Below are 16,968 nucleotides of genomic sequence, written 5' to 3'. Positions count from 1 at the left end.
GACCATCAACATTGCCGCAGCCTCAACTTTGATTGGAACCATCGCAGGTACATTTCTGGCGCTGATGTCAACGCGTGGAATGGCGCTTTGGCCATCTCAGATCCCGCTTTTCAGACGTATCTCCGACATCTGCCGCGCAATACCCGAGATCGTTATCGCCTTGGTTTTGATCTTTGTTCTTGGTGGGGGTCCTGTTCCGGCAATGATTGCAATTGCCATACACACTGCGGGTGCATTGGGAAAATTGTTTTCCGAAGTAAACGAAAACGCGTCACTTAAGCCGGTCGAAGGGTTGCATTCCGTCGGAGCCAATTGGTCTCAGCGGATGTATTTGGGCGTGATTCCTCAGGTGGGTCCGAACTACGTGAGTTATGCTCTGCTGCGGTTTGAGATCAACATTCGAGCTTCGGCCATTCTTGGATTCGTGGGTGCAGGTGGACTTGGTTATGAACTGCGCAACGCGATGTCCTGGGGGCAGGGTCGCTATGACGAAGCTGCGGCAATCTTCATTTTGCTATTCGTGACTATCGTAGTCGTAGATCAACTCTCGGGTTTGCTGCGGGAACGACTGACTCATGGTTCCAATAAAGGGGCACGGGCATGAGCACTTTTGCAACCGATCTGAGCGTCGATGACCTGAAGACCGAAGCGAGCCGATTATTCAATCGCAAGCGCCTGACAAATTTCGGGCTTCCTGCACTGTTGCTTGCTTACCTGACATATGTGTTCTTTGCGTTCGATGTGCCTGGCCTTACCTCACGCGCTGATTGGGAAAACGGTAAAACTCTGGTTTCTGACAGCTACAGCTACAAAACGCACGTTGAAAGGGATAACCGCAACGCCGAGATCGCGATAGCGATCGAGGGCGAACGCAAGGGCACCTATCCAGAAGGAATGACACCTGATTGGGTGACATTGGGCGAAACGACTGTGATCGATCTTGAGGACGGCCACGTCGTACGTTTCGGCCCGGAGACCGTCGAGTATGACATTCCAGGCTATGGAACGGTTCGTGCAACGCCGACGCGGACAGCAGGGGTACAAGCCGAACTGCCTGACGGAGAAATTCCAGAGTGGATAAATTTGTCCAAAAACCGTTTGGCCGTAACAACAGATGCCGGGCGATTAACTGTAACACGAAACAGGTCCGAAGTTTTTCGTTATTTCACCGGATGGGAGCTGTTCTGGTTCACGCTGGACAGTCCTTATTATGGTCAATCCTTTACCGAGCTTGCCGAGCGGGCCGTATCTGGTGAAGCAAGCGAGATATTTAGCGATTTCTGGACAAACAAGATGTGGCGGCATCAGGACGTCGCCTGGGCAATTTTCGAAACAATTCTCATGGCCTTTCTGGGCACATTTGGTGCGGCGATGGTCGCGCTTCCGTTGGCCTTTCTGGCAACGCGTAACTTTAACCCGCTAAAATCAGTACGTTTTTTTACGCGCCGGGTTTTTGATTTCGTGCGTGGGGTGGATGCCTTGATCTGGACAGTAGTACTGGCCCGCGCTTTTGGTCCGGGACCGCTGACCGGCGCGTTGGCAATATTGATTACGGACACTGGAACCTTCGGAAAAATCTTTTCGGAAGCGTTGGAGAACGTTGATCAAAAACAGATTGAAGGTGTGCAATCCACAGGGGCAAATGCGCCCCAGCGGTACAGGTTCGGCGTGATCCCTCAGGTAACTCCGGTTCTACTCAGTCAGCTACTTTATTTTCTGGAATCCAATACCCGCAGTGCCACGGTAATTGGTGCAATTACGGGCGGCGGCATTGGCTTGCTGTTGACGCAGGCAATCATCACGCAAAAAGATTGGGAGGAAGTAGCATACTACATAATGCTTATTATCCTGATGGTGATGTTGATGGACTGGTTTTCGGGCTGGCTGCGTAAACGCCTGATCCAAGGTAAGACGTAACAAAGCATTAACCGCAAAAACGAAAACGCGGCTGGCGACAGCTAGCTCGCGTTCAGATATCAGAATTGAAAAACAGACAATGACACGCCTCCGTTCCGACAAACCTTTCCTCCATTCCGATTGCCAGATTTCCAACAGTAGTTTTGGGGCTTTTGTAGAAATCGGAGCCGGGACACGGGTCGCAAATTCGGAGTTCGGGGATTATTCGTACTGTGACCGAACTTGTGATATCGCGAATGCGAGGATCGGCAAGTTCTCGAATATCGCCAGCTTCACGCGAATAGGTGCAACTGATCATCCCATGGACAAGGCCTCGTTGCACCACTTTCATTATCGGTCGGCCAGCTATTGGGACGATGCTGAAGATGATGCGGAGTGGTTTGAATACCGCGCGAGCCGAAGGACCGAAATTGGGCACGACACCTGGATCGGACATGCTGCGATAATCAAGCCCGAAGTCACTATCGGTCACGGGGCAGTTGTCGCATCCGGAGCAATAGTCACCAAGGACGTAGCACCATATACAATCGTTGCAGGCGTCACGGCCGAACCTATACGTCGGCGTTTTTCAATGGATATTTCCGAGCGTATGACAGCGTTGGCTTGGTGGGATTGGAGTCATGACCGCCTTAGAGAAGCTTTATCGGATTTCCGAACTCTGAAAGCCGAAGCATTTCTGGAAAAGTATGAATGAAGCCCCAAAACACATCATCAGACTAGCGCTTTCGTCTAAATCGAGCCTGTGGTTCAGTCCTAGCTTTACCTTCTCAATGATGATCGAAGTGCTCAGCCGTTGCCTGTCTTCATTCCTCGCTCAGCGTTAACGTCACGCGCTCGCCAGCAAAAACGGTCTTGCCGAACTCTACTGGTTGTCCGCTGGAATCCGCGTTGATGCCTAGTGAATGAAGAACCGGGGCGCCTTCGGATAACTTCAGGTGTAACCCTTGCGTTGCGCTGGCTGCTCTGGCTGTCAATCGCGTCGACACTCGAGTGTAGTCGTCCACTCCGCAGAGCTGTAGTGCGCGCGTGACTGAACCCGTCTGTGTTAGGGCATCCAGAATGCCGGGCAGGCGCTCTGCCGGAAAAAGGCTTTGAAACATAGCGATTGGTTGACCATCGGCTAAGGACAACCCATCGTATACATGCACCGCGTCCCCAGCGGTAAGATTCAGTGCATCAGCTTCAGTTTCGTCAGCAGCTCGAGTAGTCAGTGCAAGGATCTTTTTCCCGGGAATTTTGCCGCTAGCGGAAATACTTTTGTGATACCGGACGCGCTTTCCGATGGGGTAGTCCGTGGGTCGCGCGGCGACAAAAACTCCCGCACCTCGTCGAGGGTGGACCAATCCCTGTTCGGCCAAATCCAAAAGCGCGCGTCTGACGGTGTGTCGATTGACCCCGTGCTTGGCTGCTAATTGCGCTTCGGTCGGCAGGCGGTCTCCGGTTCCGTAACGGCCCTCTGCAATGTCAGAGGTCAGATTCAGGGCGATGCTTTTCCAAATCGGCGTTTTTTTCATGTCACCAAAAATTCACACGGTAGAGGATTGCGCGCACGAAAGCGCAACTGTATTATTTGTCTAGTTGTATAGTATAGGCAGACAACCTGGCCAAGAGGCTTTGATGGCGGAAAATTCGGATATTTCAGCAGAGGCGCGTCGTACGTGGATGGGGCTTTTGGCCCGCGTGCCCCACGATGCGTTAGAGGATGCTTGGACAAAAGCTGCGCTAAGCCCAAAGTTTGAGTGGCTGCGCAGACCCGAGGTGGGCGGTGTTATGATCCAAGGGCGCACAGGAGGCACGGGTGCGCCGTTCAACCTAGGTGAAATGACGGTCACTCGATGTTCGCTGGCGCTGCAGAGCGGACCGATTGGTCATGGATACGTTCAGGGCCGATCCAAGTCCGCAGCTGAAATAGCGGCGCTTGTTGATGCGCTCATGCAAACGGGAACGGCGGATCAAGTGAAAGATCGGGTGATCGATCCGTTAATGCGGCAAATGAATGACACTAAATCTGCCCGAGCAGCAAAGGCCGCTGCCACCAAAGTCGAGTTTTTCACGATGGTGCGTGGAGAAGACACATGACCCAACACACGCAATTTTCTGGCGGATTTCAAAACGCGCCGGTCGACGCCGCCCATGCGTTTCGCGCCGCCATGACCGTCATGGCGCGCCCGGGAGAAATTCGGGAGTTGAAGGGGGTCTTGCCTCCTGGGCCGTTGTCGGTCGCCACAGGCACTTTGCTGCTGACGCTTTGCGATCAGGAAACATCAGTTCACTTAGCAGGCCGAATAAACACGTCGGAAGTTCGGAATTGGCTTGTTTTTCATACGGGCGCCCCGATCACCTCAGCGGCAGAAGCGGATTTTGCGGTGGGAACTTGGGATGAGTTGATGCCCTTAAGTTCATACCGGATTGGAACTCCGGAATACCCTGATCGATCGGCGACACTGATAGTGGAATGCGACGAATTGCTTCCGCAAGGAAGCGCTCTGCGTGGACCTGGCATCAAACAAGCCAGCCACCTTTCACTGCCGGACATCGGGGTGCTGCAGGATAATGCTCGGCTTTACCCACTTGGATGCGACTTTTTCTTTACCAGCAACGATAAGATCGCGGCGCTGCCGCGAAGTACACAGATTGGGGTGGGGGATTAGACAATGTATGTTGCCGTAAAAGGTGGCGAGAAAGCCATCGAAAATGCCCATGCCTGGTTGGCCGAAGAAAGGCGCGGGGCGATCGATGTAGCTGAGCTGAGTCTGGCACAGATACGCGAGCAACTTAGCCTGGCCGTCAATCGAGTTATGGCCGAGGGATCACTGTTTGACCCTGATCTCGCAGCATTAGCAATCAAGCAGGCTCGGGGTGATTTGATAGAAGCGATCTTTCTGATCCGCGCCTATCGCACGACGCTGCCGCGCTTTGGATACTCAGTTCCGGTAGAGACCGGTAAGATGGCTTGTGACCGACGAATATCGGCAATATTCAAGGACGCCCCAGGTGGGCAGGTTCTTGGCCCAACATTCGACTATACGCACCGATTGTTGGACTTCAAACTGGCTGCTGAGGGCGAGGTTGCTTCGGCGCCAGAGGCCTTACCTAGAACAAATCCAACGCCGCATATTACCGAGTTTTTGACGGGCGAAGGTATCATTCAGGACGAACCGCCAAGCGATGCTACACCCGGTGACCTGACACGCGAGCCAATGGAGTTTCCGTCAAACCGTCCGCTTCGTTTGCAATCCTTGACGCGCGGGGATGAGGGGTTTGTGCTGGGTATGGCCTATTCGACCCAGCGCGGTTACGCACGCAACCATGCGTTTGTCGGTGAGTTGCGGATCGGCAAGGTCGAGGTCCAGATGGACATTCCCGAACTTGGATTTGCAATTGATATTGGGGAAATCGAACTGACTGAATGCGAGACGGTAAATCAGTTCAAAGGCTCAAAAACGGAACCTCCCCAATTCACGCGGGGCTATGGGCTGGTATTCGGGCAATCAGAGAGAAAATCTATTGCAATGGCTCTGGTGGACCGCGCCTTGCGTTGGAAAGAACTAGGCGAGGACAATATGGGCGCTCCTGCGCAGGACGAGGAGTTTGTGCTTAGCCATGCGGACAATATTCAGGCGACCGGCTTTCTAGAGCACATCAAACTCCCGCATTACGTTGATTTTCAATCTGAACTGGAACTGGTGCGCAAACTGCGCCGAGAGGCTGAAGAACGGGTTACAATGAAGGAGGCGGCAGAATGAGGGCAGTCGTCTTCGATATCGGCGGTGTTTTGATAGATTGGCAACCGCATTTAGCATGGACCGAGATCCTTGGTTCAGAAGATGCTGCGCGCGCATTCCTTGAAAGGACTGATTTCAAGGTCCTCAATGCACGTGGAGACAACGGGGAAAGCTTTGTCGATCTGGCACAGGAAATAGACGATCCGCGGGACCGTAACCTGTTCGCTGAATACGTCGCGCTATACGCGCGAACTGTTGAAAACCCGATACAAGGAACATGGGACCTTTTGGGCCGGCTCAAAGAGGTGGGAACGCCAGTTCATGCTATAACCAACTGGTCAGCGGAGACTTGGCCCGAGGGATTGAAGGTTCATCCACGATTGGCTGAGGTGTTCGGTACCGTCATTGTTTCCGGACAAGAAGGCGTCATGAAGCCAGACGCGCGAATTTTCCAGCTGCTTTGCGAAAGGGCAGGAATTGCCCCTGAGGACTGCACCTTTATCGATGATGGGTTGCACAATGTCGAAGGCGCTCGTGCCGTCGGCATGGATGGCATCCATTTCACAACACCGAAGGCGTTGGAGATCGCGTTGATCGAAAGAGGTTTCCTATGAGCGAGTACAATTTTGCATACTTAGACGAGCAGACCAAGCGTATGATACGCCGCGCCATCCTCAAAGGGTTGGCAGTACCGGGATATCAGGTGCCTTTTGCCAGTCGAGAGATGCCGATGCCCTATGGCTGGGGCACAGGAGGCGTGCAAGTCTCGGCCGCGACGCTCACACCGGATGACACTTTAAAGGTTATTGATCAGGGCGCTGATGACACGACGAATGCGGTATCAATCCGCAAGTTTTTTGAAAAAACAGCCGGAGTCGAAACGACCGAAGAGACGGAAAAAGCAACGATCATTCAAACCCGTCATCGAATTCCGGAAGCGGCTTTGCGAGAAGATCAGATTCTTGTTTACCAGGTGCCGATCCCTGAACCTTTGCGTTTTCTAGAGCCCCGAGAGACCGAGACGCGCAAGATGCACAGCCTAGAGGAATACGGGCTGATGCATGTGAAGTTGTATGAGGATATCAGCCAGCACGGCGCTATTTCGACCTCTTACGCTTACCCGGTAAAGGTGTCGGAACGGTATGTGATGGATCCATCGCCAATCCCAAAATTCGATAATCCCAAGTTGGAAATGAACGCGATACAGCTGTTTGGTGCAGGGCGCGAACAACGAATCTACGCTGTGCCGCCGCATACCAAAGCCGTCAGTCTAGACTTTGAGGACTATCCGTTCGAAGCGACCAAGGCTGATCATCCATGTGATTTGTGCGGTGCGGAGAACAGTTATCTGGACGAGGTAATTACAGATGATGCAGGCAACCGCATGTTTGTCTGCTCGGACACAGATTATTGCCGGTCCCGGCGTGAGGCGGGTCACGCAGGCCGATTAGCTAAGGAGGACGCGGCGTGACCCCCCTGTTGCAGGTGAAAGGCATCGAGAAGCGTTATGGAACCCGGATCGGATGCGCTGAAGTGAGTTTTGACCTCTACCCGGGCGAGGTTATGGGCATTGTAGGCGAGAGCGGTTCGGGCAAGTCGACGTTGCTGAACTGCTTGGCTGGCCATCTGGAACCTGATGCAGGACAGGTGGTCTTTGATACAAAAACCGATGGCCCGATGGACACAGTTACCATGTCCGAACCTGAACGCCGGATGCTGGGGCGGACCGACTGGGCATTTGTGCATCAACATGCGCGCGATGGGTTGCGCATGTCGGTAAGCGCCGGAGGCAATATCGGTGAGCGGCTTATGGCAGTCGGCGAGCGCCACTACGGTAATATCCGCACCAAAGCAATTGACTGGTTGGGCCGGGTCGAAATTGATGAAACCCGTTTAGATGATCGCCCAACTTCTTTCTCTGGCGGTATGCAACAGCGATTGCAGATTGCGCGAAACCTAGTGACCGGACCCCGATTGGTGTTCATGGACGAACCAACAGGTGGGCTGGATGTTTCGGTTCAGGCGAGGCTGCTGGATCTGTTGCGCGGACTGGTGCGTGAGATGGGGCTGAGCGCCATCATCGTCACCCATGATCTGGCCGTTGTGCGACTGCTGGCAGACAGATTGATGGTCATGAAGGATGGCCACGTGGTCGAGGCCGGGCTGACTGATCAGGTACTGGACGATCCGCAGCATGCCTACACACAGTTACTCGTCTCGAGCGTTTTGCAGGTCTGAGGTGGCCAACAATGATTGAACTCAAAAACGTAAGTAAGAGTTTTACGCTGCATAATCAGGGCAGTGTAACGATCCCGGTAATGGAGCGTACTTCGCTGAAAGTAGAGTCGGGTGAATGTGTTGCATTAACCGGGGCCTCGGGCGCGGGCAAATCCACTTTGATGCGGGTGATCTACGGAAACTATCTGGCCGGGTTGGGACAGGTCTTGGTCGCCGGGTTGGATGTGGCAAAGGCTGAACCGCGCGAAATTCTAAAGTTAAGGCGTGAAACGCTGGGCTATGTCAGTCAATTCCTTCGCGTTGTTCCAAGGGTGCCGACACTTGAGGTTGTGGCTGAACCATTGCTTGCCACAGGCAGTGATAAGCAAAAGGCTCTTGAAAAGGCTGCGAGTTTGCTAACCCGGCTTAGTATTCCTGATCGGCTTTGGCCGCTCAGTCCGACGACCTTCTCAGGTGGTGAACAGCAACGTGTGAATATCGCTCGGGGATTTGCTCACGACTACCCGGCGATGTTGTTGGACGAACCAACGGCAAGCTTGGATGTAAAGAACCGCGAAACAGTTCTGACACTGATCAAAGAGGCAAAAGCACGAGGAGCTGCCATTGTTGGAATATTCCATGACATTGAAGCCCGCGAAACAGTATGCGACCGAGAGGTCAATGTCTCGGAATTCACACCGGAGATGGTTGCATGAGTCTGGCACCTGTAATCGCGATTGTGGGTCCCTCTGGGGTGGGGAAGGACAGCGTAATTGAAGCTTTAGAGACCCGTTTCCTTGGATATCGGCGTGTAAGGCGAGTAATTACACGGCCCGAAGGAGAGGAAGGCGAAGACTTTGATCGGGTTTCACCCGAGGCATTCGCACAAATGGTTTTGGACGGTGTATTCGCTTTGAATTGGGTGGCCCACGGCTTGAGCTATGGCATACCCAAAGACGTCGAAGCGCAGCGGCAAAACAGTGACGCTGTTTTGGTCAATCTTTCCCGTTCGGTATTGTTAGAAGCACAGCAAACGTTCGGCAATCTGATCGTAATTTCATTGACTGCGGATGCCGAAGTACTGGCGCAACGGCTTTTGAGGCGAGGACGGGAAAGCAACGAAGAACAAAAGCGGCGACTGCGGCAGGCCAAAGCACCATTACCCCAGGGGTTGAAACAAGTTTTTGTCGTCGACAATTCAGGAACCCTCGTCGAAACAGTGGACAAAATCTTGGACCGCCTTCAGTCGGTGAGAGCGTAACGGTGAATCAAATGAAAGCGCCCGTCTTCTGCTTCACCAACCAATGTCAGGTCATTGATCTGAAATGGCACTGGCAACATCGGTGCCAGATCGCGGTCCAGTGTCGTTTTTACGATTTGCAGTATCGACTTGTCCAGCTTGCCGCTAAGGGTGATGTGAAATCGAAACTCGTCCAAGACGTAAGGATATCCCCACTTCAACAGGTTTTGATCCTGTTTGGGGGTCAAGCCGGCAGCGCGGCGTCGATCCAGTTCGCTGGCAGAAGGTGGATGGCGAAACTCGTCAAGCTCTTGGACGCATGCCGCAGCCAAATTGTTCAGTTCGCTCAAATCGCCGATCGGACGCAAGGCAACAAATCGACCAAGGCGGGCAACTTCGAGGCCGTCCAGCCTGATCGGAGTCAGGTGGCTCGCCAGAAGCTCACACGCACTTTGCAATTCCGAAAGTGTTTGCCCTTGGCGCAGGTGGAAGGGTGGTTTCATCGTCGCATGAAGACCGTACTTTCGCGGAACGTCCGCGACAGCAGAAACATTGATGCCCTCTGCGACCGGATGCGTGACTTCGACGCCGCGCGCCATGTCCCAACCCAGCCAGCTGGTCGCGAACTGCGCCCACGGAGCATCCGTTGGTGGCGAAAAATAGATAGCGTATCGCGTAAATGTCACATTGGCCTCCTATTGCGTGGCCGTTCCTTAGCTCAAACATTGTGAAGTTCAGATGACAGAAGAATTGATCCTTGCCAATGCGTCGGTTGTATTGACCGACGAAACCATTACCGGCAGCGTTCGAGTCGTTGGTGAAACCATAACCGACATCGCAACCGGATCTGCGATACCAAAGGGCGGAATAGACTGCGAAGGTGATTACATCAGTCCTGGTTTGGTAGAGCTGCACACGGATAACCTGGAACGTCATATCCAACCTCGGCCACAAGTCGATTGGCCGCATGCCGCAGCAATAATCGCCCACGATTCGGAATTAGCGAGCACAGGGATCACGACAGTTTTCGATGCAATGCGGGTTGGATCCATCCCTTCAGGTGCCCGCAGGTATCTGAAATACGCGCGGGGCCTGTCACAGGAGCTGTGGCAGCTGCGAGAGGCGGATGCGTTGAAGATCAGCCATTTCCTGCATCTGCGCGCCGAAGTGTGCTCGGAAACCCTAGTTGATGAGTTGGATGAATTTGGCCCAGATGACCGCGTTGGTCTTGTGTCGATAATGGACCATACTCCGGGACAGCGGCAGTTTCGGGATATTGGTAAGCTGGAAGCCTACATGAAGGGCAAATACGCGATGGATGACGATACATTCATCCAGCATGTATCGCACCTAAAAACATTACGTGATCGGCACGGCGAACAGCATGAAATTGAAACCGTCAAAGCTGCGCGCCGTTTTGGGGCCGTTTTAGCCAGTCATGACGATACGACCGAGGAACAGGTCAAAGTATCCGCAGGCCACGGTATTCGTCTTGCCGAGTTCCCGACAACCATTGAAGCGGCACGGGCCTGCCATGATCATGGCATCAAGGTCATGATGGGTGCACCGAACATCATTCGCGGTGGATCTCATTCCGGGAACGTTGCTGCGCAGGATCTCGCTGAACTTGGTTATTTGGACATAATGTCTTCGGATTACGTGCCTTCCTCACTGTTACTTTCGGCGGTACAACTGGGGGATATCTGGGGCGGTTTAGCCCGCGGAATCAGAACAGTGACGCAGGCACCTGCGCAAGCCGCCGGATTGAAAGATCGTGGAGAGTTGAGACCTGGGCTGCGTGCCGATTTGATCCGGTTTCGGATACGCGCCGGTGTACCAGCATTGAATGCTGTCTGGTCACGTGGGCAGCGTGTCGCCTGATCCAGCGCGATAGAACAAATATCGGTCCGGAGCGATTGTTTTCGGGCCTTTAATCTGATCAAGACCCACCAAAGGCTGCCCTGAGATCAATAAACCATCAGGCAGCATTACCTTTGAAATCAAAGGACTCAGGCGGGCGGCCTCGGCAACGTCTTCGGCCTTGATGCCTCGCCCGAAATCGTAGTGTGCCAAAATAATTCTTCGACCCATACTGGCGAGCTTTTGCAGCATCGGTTCTGCCTCGCCCTGTAGAAAGTCTTGGGCCGGAGGCACACAAGACGGATGACATTGCAGCGCGCGGTCCATGACCCAAATTCGCCGATCTGGCAGAATTTCTCTCAGATGATCATACGTGCGACCATTTCCAAGCCCCATATCCAAAACATCGCCCTCACGGCCGGCAATTTGATTGGCGGCCCAGTTCAGACCATCCCTTTGAGCGGTAAGGCGGCGCAGCATGGAATCCAATCGGCTCATCCATGGTCTCCTTGGTTATTCAGTGTTTCGAGATCGGCCCAGACAGTTGCGGGACCTTCAAGAAGCCTAACTATCAGTTCCCGGGTAAATGCCCAGACAGCTTGATCGTGGACAAGGTGATGCGTCAGCACACCTAAGGGTTCAGAGTTGTCTGCCAGCCCTTCGCGGCGATCGCGCAGCAGGCTCACTACGTCGCCGACAATGATGTCCGGTTCGATCAAACTTCGAGTTCCATGCCAATCAATCGGGTCGATGTGGGTATTTATCTGTTCAAGCCCGGGCGCAATAAATCTGGTTTCGCGTGGCGTGGCAGTCGACAGGAATCGAAAGCCCAGAATAGGCAATTGTTGAACGGTTTCTGCAGCAATTCGGTTCCAAGGTGGGACAAACATGGGGCACAGACGGTCACCAAACAAATTCCCCAATTTGTTTTTTCCATTTTTAATTTCAGCTACCATTTCCGCCATTGGCCGATGCAAGCGAAACTCGGATTTCTTTTCAACGTCAGGGGCATGATTTTGATGCGCCCAACCGTGTACAACCGGGATCAGAAAGGGACTGTCGGCACAAAAATCAACCAGCGAAGTTCTAGCTTCCTGAGGAATTACCGCTAGGTGAACGGGTAATTCAAGCGACTCTGAGATTGCCGTAAGAGTTTTAAGTTGATCCGTAACAGAAATTGCGTCGTCGTCCCGCCACCAAAGCGGAAACTCTAAATCATCTGCTTGCCAATGTCGCAGTTCGTTCCGCAAAGGAGTCCAGTCGACGCTCATTGTTTGGCTTTCCAAATTTCTTCTGAAATTTCGACTGATTTATTTGCCCCATCGACTCCATGAGTCATTTTGGCTCGCCTTTTGTTTGACAGCACCGTTTTTACGGCCTTGGCAAGGGTTTGAGCATTCAGGTCGGAGTTGGCGACCGTAGCAAATCCAGATTGATGCGCCAGGCTGCGCGCGCGCAATGTTTGTTCGACCTCGTTACCATCGTCGAATGGGATCAAAACGGCAGGAACACCGGTTTGAAGCAAGTCCATCGCGGTGTTGTAACCGCACATGCTGACCGAAGCGGCCGCCAACGGCAGCATCTGTCGAAAGTCGGGCCGCACCGATTCAATGGTAACTGGCGCGCCTTCCGCCAATTCCGTCAGATGTGCTATGCGGGCCAGAGCGTCTTGACCGCCAACCAGAAGTCGCCAGCGATGGCCCTGCATTTTCCGAGCAGCCTCGATCGCCGCGTGAAAAATCGGCTGTCCGACCGAACCTCCGCCAGCACTGACCAAAATCTCTCCGGTCCCCAAGCCATCAGGGTGAGGCTCAGGGGAATTTGGGGCAACAAATCCTGTATATCGTAACCGTCGGGCCAGTAAGTCTGATACCGGCCAACTGACGCTTAACTGGGTAATCGAAGGTTCAGAATGTACCAGAACGGCATCATAGAACTGCCCTATAATTTCATCCGTCCTCTCAGCCTTTGATGGCTTGGAAGGTGGCGCCAGAATGTCACGGATCGATGCAAGAATGATTGGTGGTTTTGTCAGAGCGCGAGCTGCTGACAAAACATTGAGAAACTCGGCAGTAAGTGCTCGCCGTCCAAATGGGAAAAGTTCCGTTATTAATACGTCTGGCTGAAACGAAATTAAAGCTTTCTCCAAGGCTTCGGTTCTGGCGTCCATGTAGTTGAGGTCAGCGACCTCACTGTACTGATCTAATAATCGCGTGAAGTGAGTGCCGTCTGACCGGAGGGGCGGCAACCCAAACAATGTTAATCCTGTCGTGTCCAACTGCGGTGCTGGCAATCCACCCGAGACTACAAAAACTTGATGCTGTTTTTGTGAAAATGCCCGGCCCAAGGTCAGCGCCCGGCTCAGGTGCCCTGTGCCCAACAGATGTGTCACGACGATCATGACTTTCATCCGGATACCTCGTGCCTTGGCAAACGGAGCGGGTCAGGCTCGGCCCGCATGGTATCGAGATGTACTATGTACAAACGGTTTCTCTTGATTTTGAAAGGTGCGGGACCTTGAAACTCCCACCCGGATGCCTTCGCAAGAATGACCCGCATTATACCTATGTGACAGACAGCCAAATTTTCACCTTGCAGCATTTGAAGCCAAGGTTTCAATCGCGCCCACAGCTCGGCCGGGCTTTCGCCTTGCGGAGGGCGGTAGTCCCAGCCCCAGTCCTCAATATGACGAAAGGTGCTGTCTGGTTCTGCGATCAAATCCTGACCGCGTTGACCTTCCCAATGCCCCCAGTCCATTTCGGTAAGAGCATCTGAAATGCGCGGAGAGCGACCCGCAACCAATTGAGCAGTTTCTTTGGCTCGTTCTAGCGGACTTGACCACAACACCGCGCTATTCCAAGGGGCTGGCAGGCTATAGCCGGACAACTCGGAACGAGCCTCTGCATCCAGCGGGATGTCGGTGCGGCCCTGAATTTTGCCAGCGCGGTTCCATTGCGTATGTCCGTGACGCAGCAGTGCAAGACGGTTCATGATCGTGCCTCCAATAATGGTCGAACTGCGGTCCAAAACCGCTTGGTTGCTTTAGGCAAAAGGTGACGTTCTGCAACATACTTACGCGCACGCGCGCCCTCAGAACGGCGCAAGGAAAGATCGGCCAAAAAATTCTGGATTTGGTCGGCAAGACCCCGGGGTCCGTCTTCGATACCAGGATAAGAGGACGGCATAAGAACATCGCGTACTCCGGGTCGATCTTGCGCTGCAACTGGCAGCCCTGCCGCCTGCGCTTCAAGATAGACCATGCCATAGGCCTCATTCACGCCCGGCCAGACAAGTATAGACGCACTTTCGTATTCGCGTTGCAATTGGATCCGGTCCAATTGCCCCAAAAATTGAACCTTTTTCCCAAAGGGCTCCATCAACGATAGAACGTCGTGTCGGGCAGGCCCATCGCCAGCAATATTCAGTTTCCAATCACCGGTCAAAAGATTCAGCGTTTCTGCCAGAATTCGGTACGAAGCCAGTTTGTCCCCGCTTCGCATCATCCCCACGGCCAGCATTGGACCGTCATTCAAGGACGCATTGGGCAATTCGTCGATTGGCAGAAAAGGCGGCATTTCAACTAACACCTGACTTTTGAAACGTTCACGTTCCAACGCAATCAGGTCATTTGCGGTGTGATAAAAAATCAGGTCTGCCGCATCGCATGCTTCATGCGCTGCTCGGGCAAAACTTGCCCATGGCCCTGTTAGGCGACTAAGCGCTCTGGTACTTTCAAGCTGAACGTAAGGGATCTCACGAGCTTTGCAGACTTTTGGTCCCAATAGGTCGGGGGCCTTGTAGTAGTTGTGGTAGTTTACCCAAATCTCGGTGTCCCGCGGAAGCTCGTGAATCAGGCGATTTGCCTCGATTTGTGCCCGTTCCAGCAGTTCCGCTTGCGTAGCTGGGTTGCCTAACTTGTCGTAGATTCGCAGTTCCGACGCTAAATCCACCCGATCTCCTTGAGCTTTGATTGCCGCCATCAGGTTTCGGGCCATTTCCCGATCTCCGGACGGTTTTGAACTGTTCGGAGATTTCATAGGCGCGTAAAAAGCAACCCTTGCCATCAGATGAGACCCGCACACATTTCATTTAACCGTTTTGACAACCGGGCAATGCCGGGGGCCATTCGAAATTCGGCAAGTAGACGTGTGTATGCAGCGTCCGCCATGTGTGCGGCGTTTTCGGGGTTTTCTGCGACTTCAATGATCGCGTCCGCCAAAGCCGTTGGTTCGTCCCGGGACAGAATACCATGCGTGCCGTTTTGAATGAATTCGGGAATGGCTGAGACTGGAGTCGAAAGGATTGGTAGACGCTGAGAAGCAGCCTCCATCAGAACATTTGGCAGACCGTCGCGGTCACCATCCGTTGCTATGCGACTGGGTAGTACGAATAGGTCCGACTGGCGCATTTCTGCGACGACCTCGGGTTGATCACAGGCACCTTTCCAAGTGATGCGATCCGACAATCCTCTTGAGCTTGCATAAGAGCGCAGTTCCCGATCCAGCGCGCCGCCACCGATATGCGTCCAAAACCAATCCAGCGATGAAGGAAGAAGGGCGAAAGCGTCCAAGAGCCTGTCAAACCCCTTTTTTTCGACTAATCTACCGACCGAGAGCATACGGAAAGGGCTATTGTTCGCGCGTTCGGTTCTATCTGGCGGCTCCGGAAAACGGCTTAGGTCAAGACCATGGTAAATCAGATCCACCCGGTCGGGGTCGTCTGCCAGACCTCTCAGGTGGTCGGCACCGATAGCCGTGCAGGTCGCTCCAAACGTGGCTCCGTAAGTGACCGCTTGTAATTTTTCCCGCTTCTCCCAGTCCGGAGATGTCCAAATGTCCTTGGCATGAGCCGAGAAACTCCAAGGTAGATCGCGCATAATGGCGGCGTACCGCGCAACTGAAGAGGGCGTGTGCAGGAAATGTGCGTAAAGCGCCCGTGTTCCCGCGGGTAACTCGGCGGCCAATACGCAAGCCTGCCCGAATCGACGAATACGATTGTGGGTTGGGTCGCGACGCAAATCCTTACGAAAAATCCGGTAGGCGGCTTCATATCCGGGAAGGTGAACCGCAATTCCCCGCGCAGCGTCCAATCGATTTGGTTCGTCGTAAAGATACTCGGGCAGGTAGTGCACCTGCCCCCGGAACTTGTCGTGCAGTGGATGGCGTTTGGTGTCCGTTGGATGGCGAAGAGACCAAATATCGAACGAGTGGCCTGCATTCTGCAGCGCAACAAGTTCCTGAGCGATAAAGGTCTCGGATAGGCGCGGCCAGCCTTTGACCAGCACCGCCAGATTGGGGCCTTTAGCGTTCATCCCGTCGCGCGCTCTTGGTCCGGTTCCAGTAATACGTCGATACGGTTTGCTACATAATCGAGCCCGTCCAGCAATCCGCTTTCTATGGCCTCGGATGGTAGCGGTTGGTTCGGCAAATCTCGAATAGCGCGGATCATGGCCTCTGGCGTCAGCCCGTCGCGTTTTTCGTCCAACATCCGGACAAGTCCCAGATCCTCGGCCCGAGAGGCGCGAATCCATTGCTCCAGCCGTGGTGTAGTGCGTGGAACAATGACGGCTCGTTTGTCAAAAGACAGAACCTCGCAGAACGTGTTGTAGCCACCCATACAGACGACACCAGCCGCGCCAGCAAACAGAGTTTCGATCTGGGATTCAAATCCAACCGCCGTGACGCGGCCATTCAATGCGGCAACGCGTGCCTCGAATTCGTTGCGCAGCTCACCTGACAGGAAAGGGCCGTAAACCAGTATTGCGCGCGGCGAAAGATTCTCGTCTTTTTCGTAAGCCGAGAGCACTAGATTCACCATCGCTTTTCCGTCACCACCACCGCCGGGCGTAATTAATATATAGGGCTGTTCGGGCGCTTCACCGATTGGCCCCAAATCGCGTCGCAGATAACCTGTCCAATGAATGCGGGCTTGTGCAGCAGGGCTGAGCGGCAAGCCGATGGTCGGATCGTAGACAGAGCGAAGCCCGTACACCCAGATTTCGTCGTAATA

21 protein-coding genes are annotated in these 16,968 nt (G+C 53.7%); 12 read left to right on the top strand and 9 right to left on the bottom strand.

Features of this window, described 5'->3' with window-relative positions; translation table 11 throughout:
• The 3 genes from AC2FNE_RS22695 to AC2FNE_RS22685 form a co-directional block, all read left to right on the top strand.
• Positions 1–604, top strand: a 604-nt coding sequence (locus tag AC2FNE_RS22695) for a PhnE/PtxC family ABC transporter permease (protein ID WP_496806362.1), incomplete at its 5' end; no start/stop codon positions are given.
• Entirely contained in the window at positions 601–1,917 is a 1,317-nt protein-coding gene (phnE, locus tag AC2FNE_RS22690; protein WP_496806361.1) for a phosphonate ABC transporter, permease protein PhnE, read from the top strand. The genes AC2FNE_RS22695 and phnE, both read left to right, overlap by 4 nt.
• Positions 1,918–1,996: 79 nt before the next feature.
• The gene (locus AC2FNE_RS22685) at positions 1,997–2,611 is read left to right on the top strand and encodes an LbetaH domain-containing protein (RefSeq protein WP_496806360.1); all 615 of its coding nucleotides are present in this window, start codon (positions 1,997–1,999) and stop codon (positions 2,609–2,611) included.
• A gap of 109 nt (positions 2,612–2,720) precedes the next feature.
• On the opposite strand, the gene phnF is transcribed toward AC2FNE_RS22685, so the two are convergent.
• Positions 2,721–3,431 (bottom strand): phosphonate metabolism transcriptional regulator PhnF, encoded by a 711-nt coding sequence (gene phnF, locus AC2FNE_RS22680; protein WP_170604513.1) that lies wholly within the window; start codon positions 3,429–3,431, stop codon positions 2,721–2,723.
• A gap of 103 nt (positions 3,432–3,534) precedes the next feature.
• Here phnF and phnG point away from each other — a divergent pair, with 103 nt between their 5' ends.
• From phnG to phnN, 8 genes are read left to right on the top strand one after another with little or no spacing between them, the layout of a single operon-like run.
• On the top strand, positions 3,535–3,996 hold the full coding sequence (gene phnG / locus AC2FNE_RS22675) for a phosphonate C-P lyase system protein PhnG (RefSeq protein ID WP_170604515.1): 462 nt from the start codon (positions 3,535–3,537) through the stop codon (positions 3,994–3,996).
• Entirely contained in the window at positions 3,993–4,568 is a 576-nt protein-coding gene (gene phnH, locus AC2FNE_RS22670) for a phosphonate C-P lyase system protein PhnH (protein ID WP_170604517.1), read from the top strand. Before phnG ends, phnH begins: the two co-directional genes overlap by 4 nt.
• A 3-nt stretch (positions 4,569–4,571) precedes the next feature.
• Complete coding sequence (locus tag AC2FNE_RS22665; RefSeq protein ID WP_496806359.1) at positions 4,572–5,663, top strand: carbon-phosphorus lyase complex subunit; 1,092 nt, start codon at positions 4,572–4,574, stop codon at positions 5,661–5,663.
• Positions 5,660–6,256, top strand: coding sequence for an HAD family hydrolase (locus AC2FNE_RS22660; protein ID WP_496806358.1), 597 nt, complete (start codon positions 5,660–5,662; stop codon positions 6,254–6,256). The genes AC2FNE_RS22665 and AC2FNE_RS22660 overlap by 4 nt, the downstream gene beginning before the upstream one ends.
• Entirely contained in the window at positions 6,253–7,113 is an 861-nt protein-coding gene (locus AC2FNE_RS22655) for an alpha-D-ribose 1-methylphosphonate 5-phosphate C-P-lyase PhnJ (RefSeq protein WP_170604521.1), read from the top strand. The genes AC2FNE_RS22660 and AC2FNE_RS22655 overlap by 4 nt, the downstream gene beginning before the upstream one ends.
• Complete coding sequence (phnK, locus tag AC2FNE_RS22650; protein WP_170473976.1) at positions 7,110–7,880, top strand: phosphonate C-P lyase system protein PhnK; 771 nt, start codon at positions 7,110–7,112, stop codon at positions 7,878–7,880. Before AC2FNE_RS22655 ends, phnK begins: the two co-directional genes overlap by 4 nt.
• Positions 7,881–7,891: 11 nt before the next feature.
• Positions 7,892–8,575: a phosphonate C-P lyase system protein PhnL gene (phnL, locus tag AC2FNE_RS22645; protein WP_170604523.1), complete on the top strand. Its 684-nt coding sequence runs from the start codon at positions 7,892–7,894 to the stop codon at positions 8,573–8,575.
• Entirely contained in the window at positions 8,572–9,120 is a 549-nt protein-coding gene (phnN, locus tag AC2FNE_RS22640) for a phosphonate metabolism protein/1,5-bisphosphokinase (PRPP-forming) PhnN (protein ID WP_170473971.1), read from the top strand. Before phnL ends, phnN begins: the two co-directional genes overlap by 4 nt.
• Here the strand turns inward: phnN and AC2FNE_RS22635 are convergent.
• Positions 9,102–9,785 (bottom strand): DUF1045 domain-containing protein, encoded by a 684-nt coding sequence (locus AC2FNE_RS22635; RefSeq protein ID WP_496806357.1) that lies wholly within the window; start codon positions 9,783–9,785, stop codon positions 9,102–9,104. The two genes, phnN and AC2FNE_RS22635, sit on opposite strands and share 19 nt — an antisense overlap.
• 52 nt (positions 9,786–9,837) lie before the next feature.
• Between AC2FNE_RS22635 and AC2FNE_RS22630 the strand changes: the two genes are divergently transcribed.
• Entirely contained in the window at positions 9,838–10,980 is a 1,143-nt protein-coding gene (locus tag AC2FNE_RS22630; protein WP_496806356.1) for an alpha-D-ribose 1-methylphosphonate 5-triphosphate diphosphatase, read from the top strand.
• Here AC2FNE_RS22630 and AC2FNE_RS22625 read toward each other — a convergent pair.
• The 7 genes from AC2FNE_RS22625 to AC2FNE_RS22595 all read right to left on the bottom strand — a co-directional run.
• On the bottom strand, positions 10,957–11,457 hold the full coding sequence (locus AC2FNE_RS22625) for a class I SAM-dependent methyltransferase (protein ID WP_170604528.1): 501 nt from the start codon (positions 11,455–11,457) through the stop codon (positions 10,957–10,959). The genes AC2FNE_RS22630 and AC2FNE_RS22625 overlap by 24 nt on opposite strands.
• The gene (locus AC2FNE_RS22620) at positions 11,454–12,230 is read right to left on the bottom strand and encodes a polysaccharide deacetylase family protein (protein ID WP_170604530.1); all 777 of its coding nucleotides are present in this window, start codon (positions 12,228–12,230) and stop codon (positions 11,454–11,456) included. The genes AC2FNE_RS22625 and AC2FNE_RS22620 overlap by 4 nt, the downstream gene beginning before the upstream one ends.
• Positions 12,227–13,369: a glycosyltransferase family protein gene (locus AC2FNE_RS22615; protein WP_170604532.1), complete on the bottom strand. Its 1,143-nt coding sequence runs from the start codon at positions 13,367–13,369 to the stop codon at positions 12,227–12,229. Before AC2FNE_RS22615 ends, AC2FNE_RS22620 begins: the two co-directional genes overlap by 4 nt.
• The gene (locus tag AC2FNE_RS22610) at positions 13,366–13,950 is read right to left on the bottom strand and encodes a histidine phosphatase family protein (RefSeq protein WP_170473959.1); all 585 of its coding nucleotides are present in this window, start codon (positions 13,948–13,950) and stop codon (positions 13,366–13,368) included. The genes AC2FNE_RS22615 and AC2FNE_RS22610 overlap by 4 nt, the downstream gene beginning before the upstream one ends.
• Entirely contained in the window at positions 13,947–15,023 is a 1,077-nt protein-coding gene (locus tag AC2FNE_RS22605; protein WP_170604533.1) for a glycosyltransferase family 4 protein, read from the bottom strand. Before AC2FNE_RS22605 ends, AC2FNE_RS22610 begins: the two co-directional genes overlap by 4 nt.
• Entirely contained in the window at positions 15,023–16,270 is a 1,248-nt protein-coding gene (locus AC2FNE_RS22600; protein ID WP_170473953.1) for a glycosyltransferase family 4 protein, read from the bottom strand. The genes AC2FNE_RS22605 and AC2FNE_RS22600 overlap by 1 nt, the downstream gene beginning before the upstream one ends.
• A partial coding sequence (locus AC2FNE_RS22595) for a glycosyltransferase family protein (RefSeq protein WP_496806355.1) occupies positions 16,267–16,968 on the bottom strand: 702 nt, incomplete at its 5' end. The genes AC2FNE_RS22595 and AC2FNE_RS22600, both read right to left, overlap by 4 nt.

It is taken from the genome of Ruegeria sp. YKSD179 (genome assembly GCF_059612885.1).
Note: the sequence above shows the minus strand (reverse complement) of the source record. Positions and strands in the feature narration are given on the sequence as shown.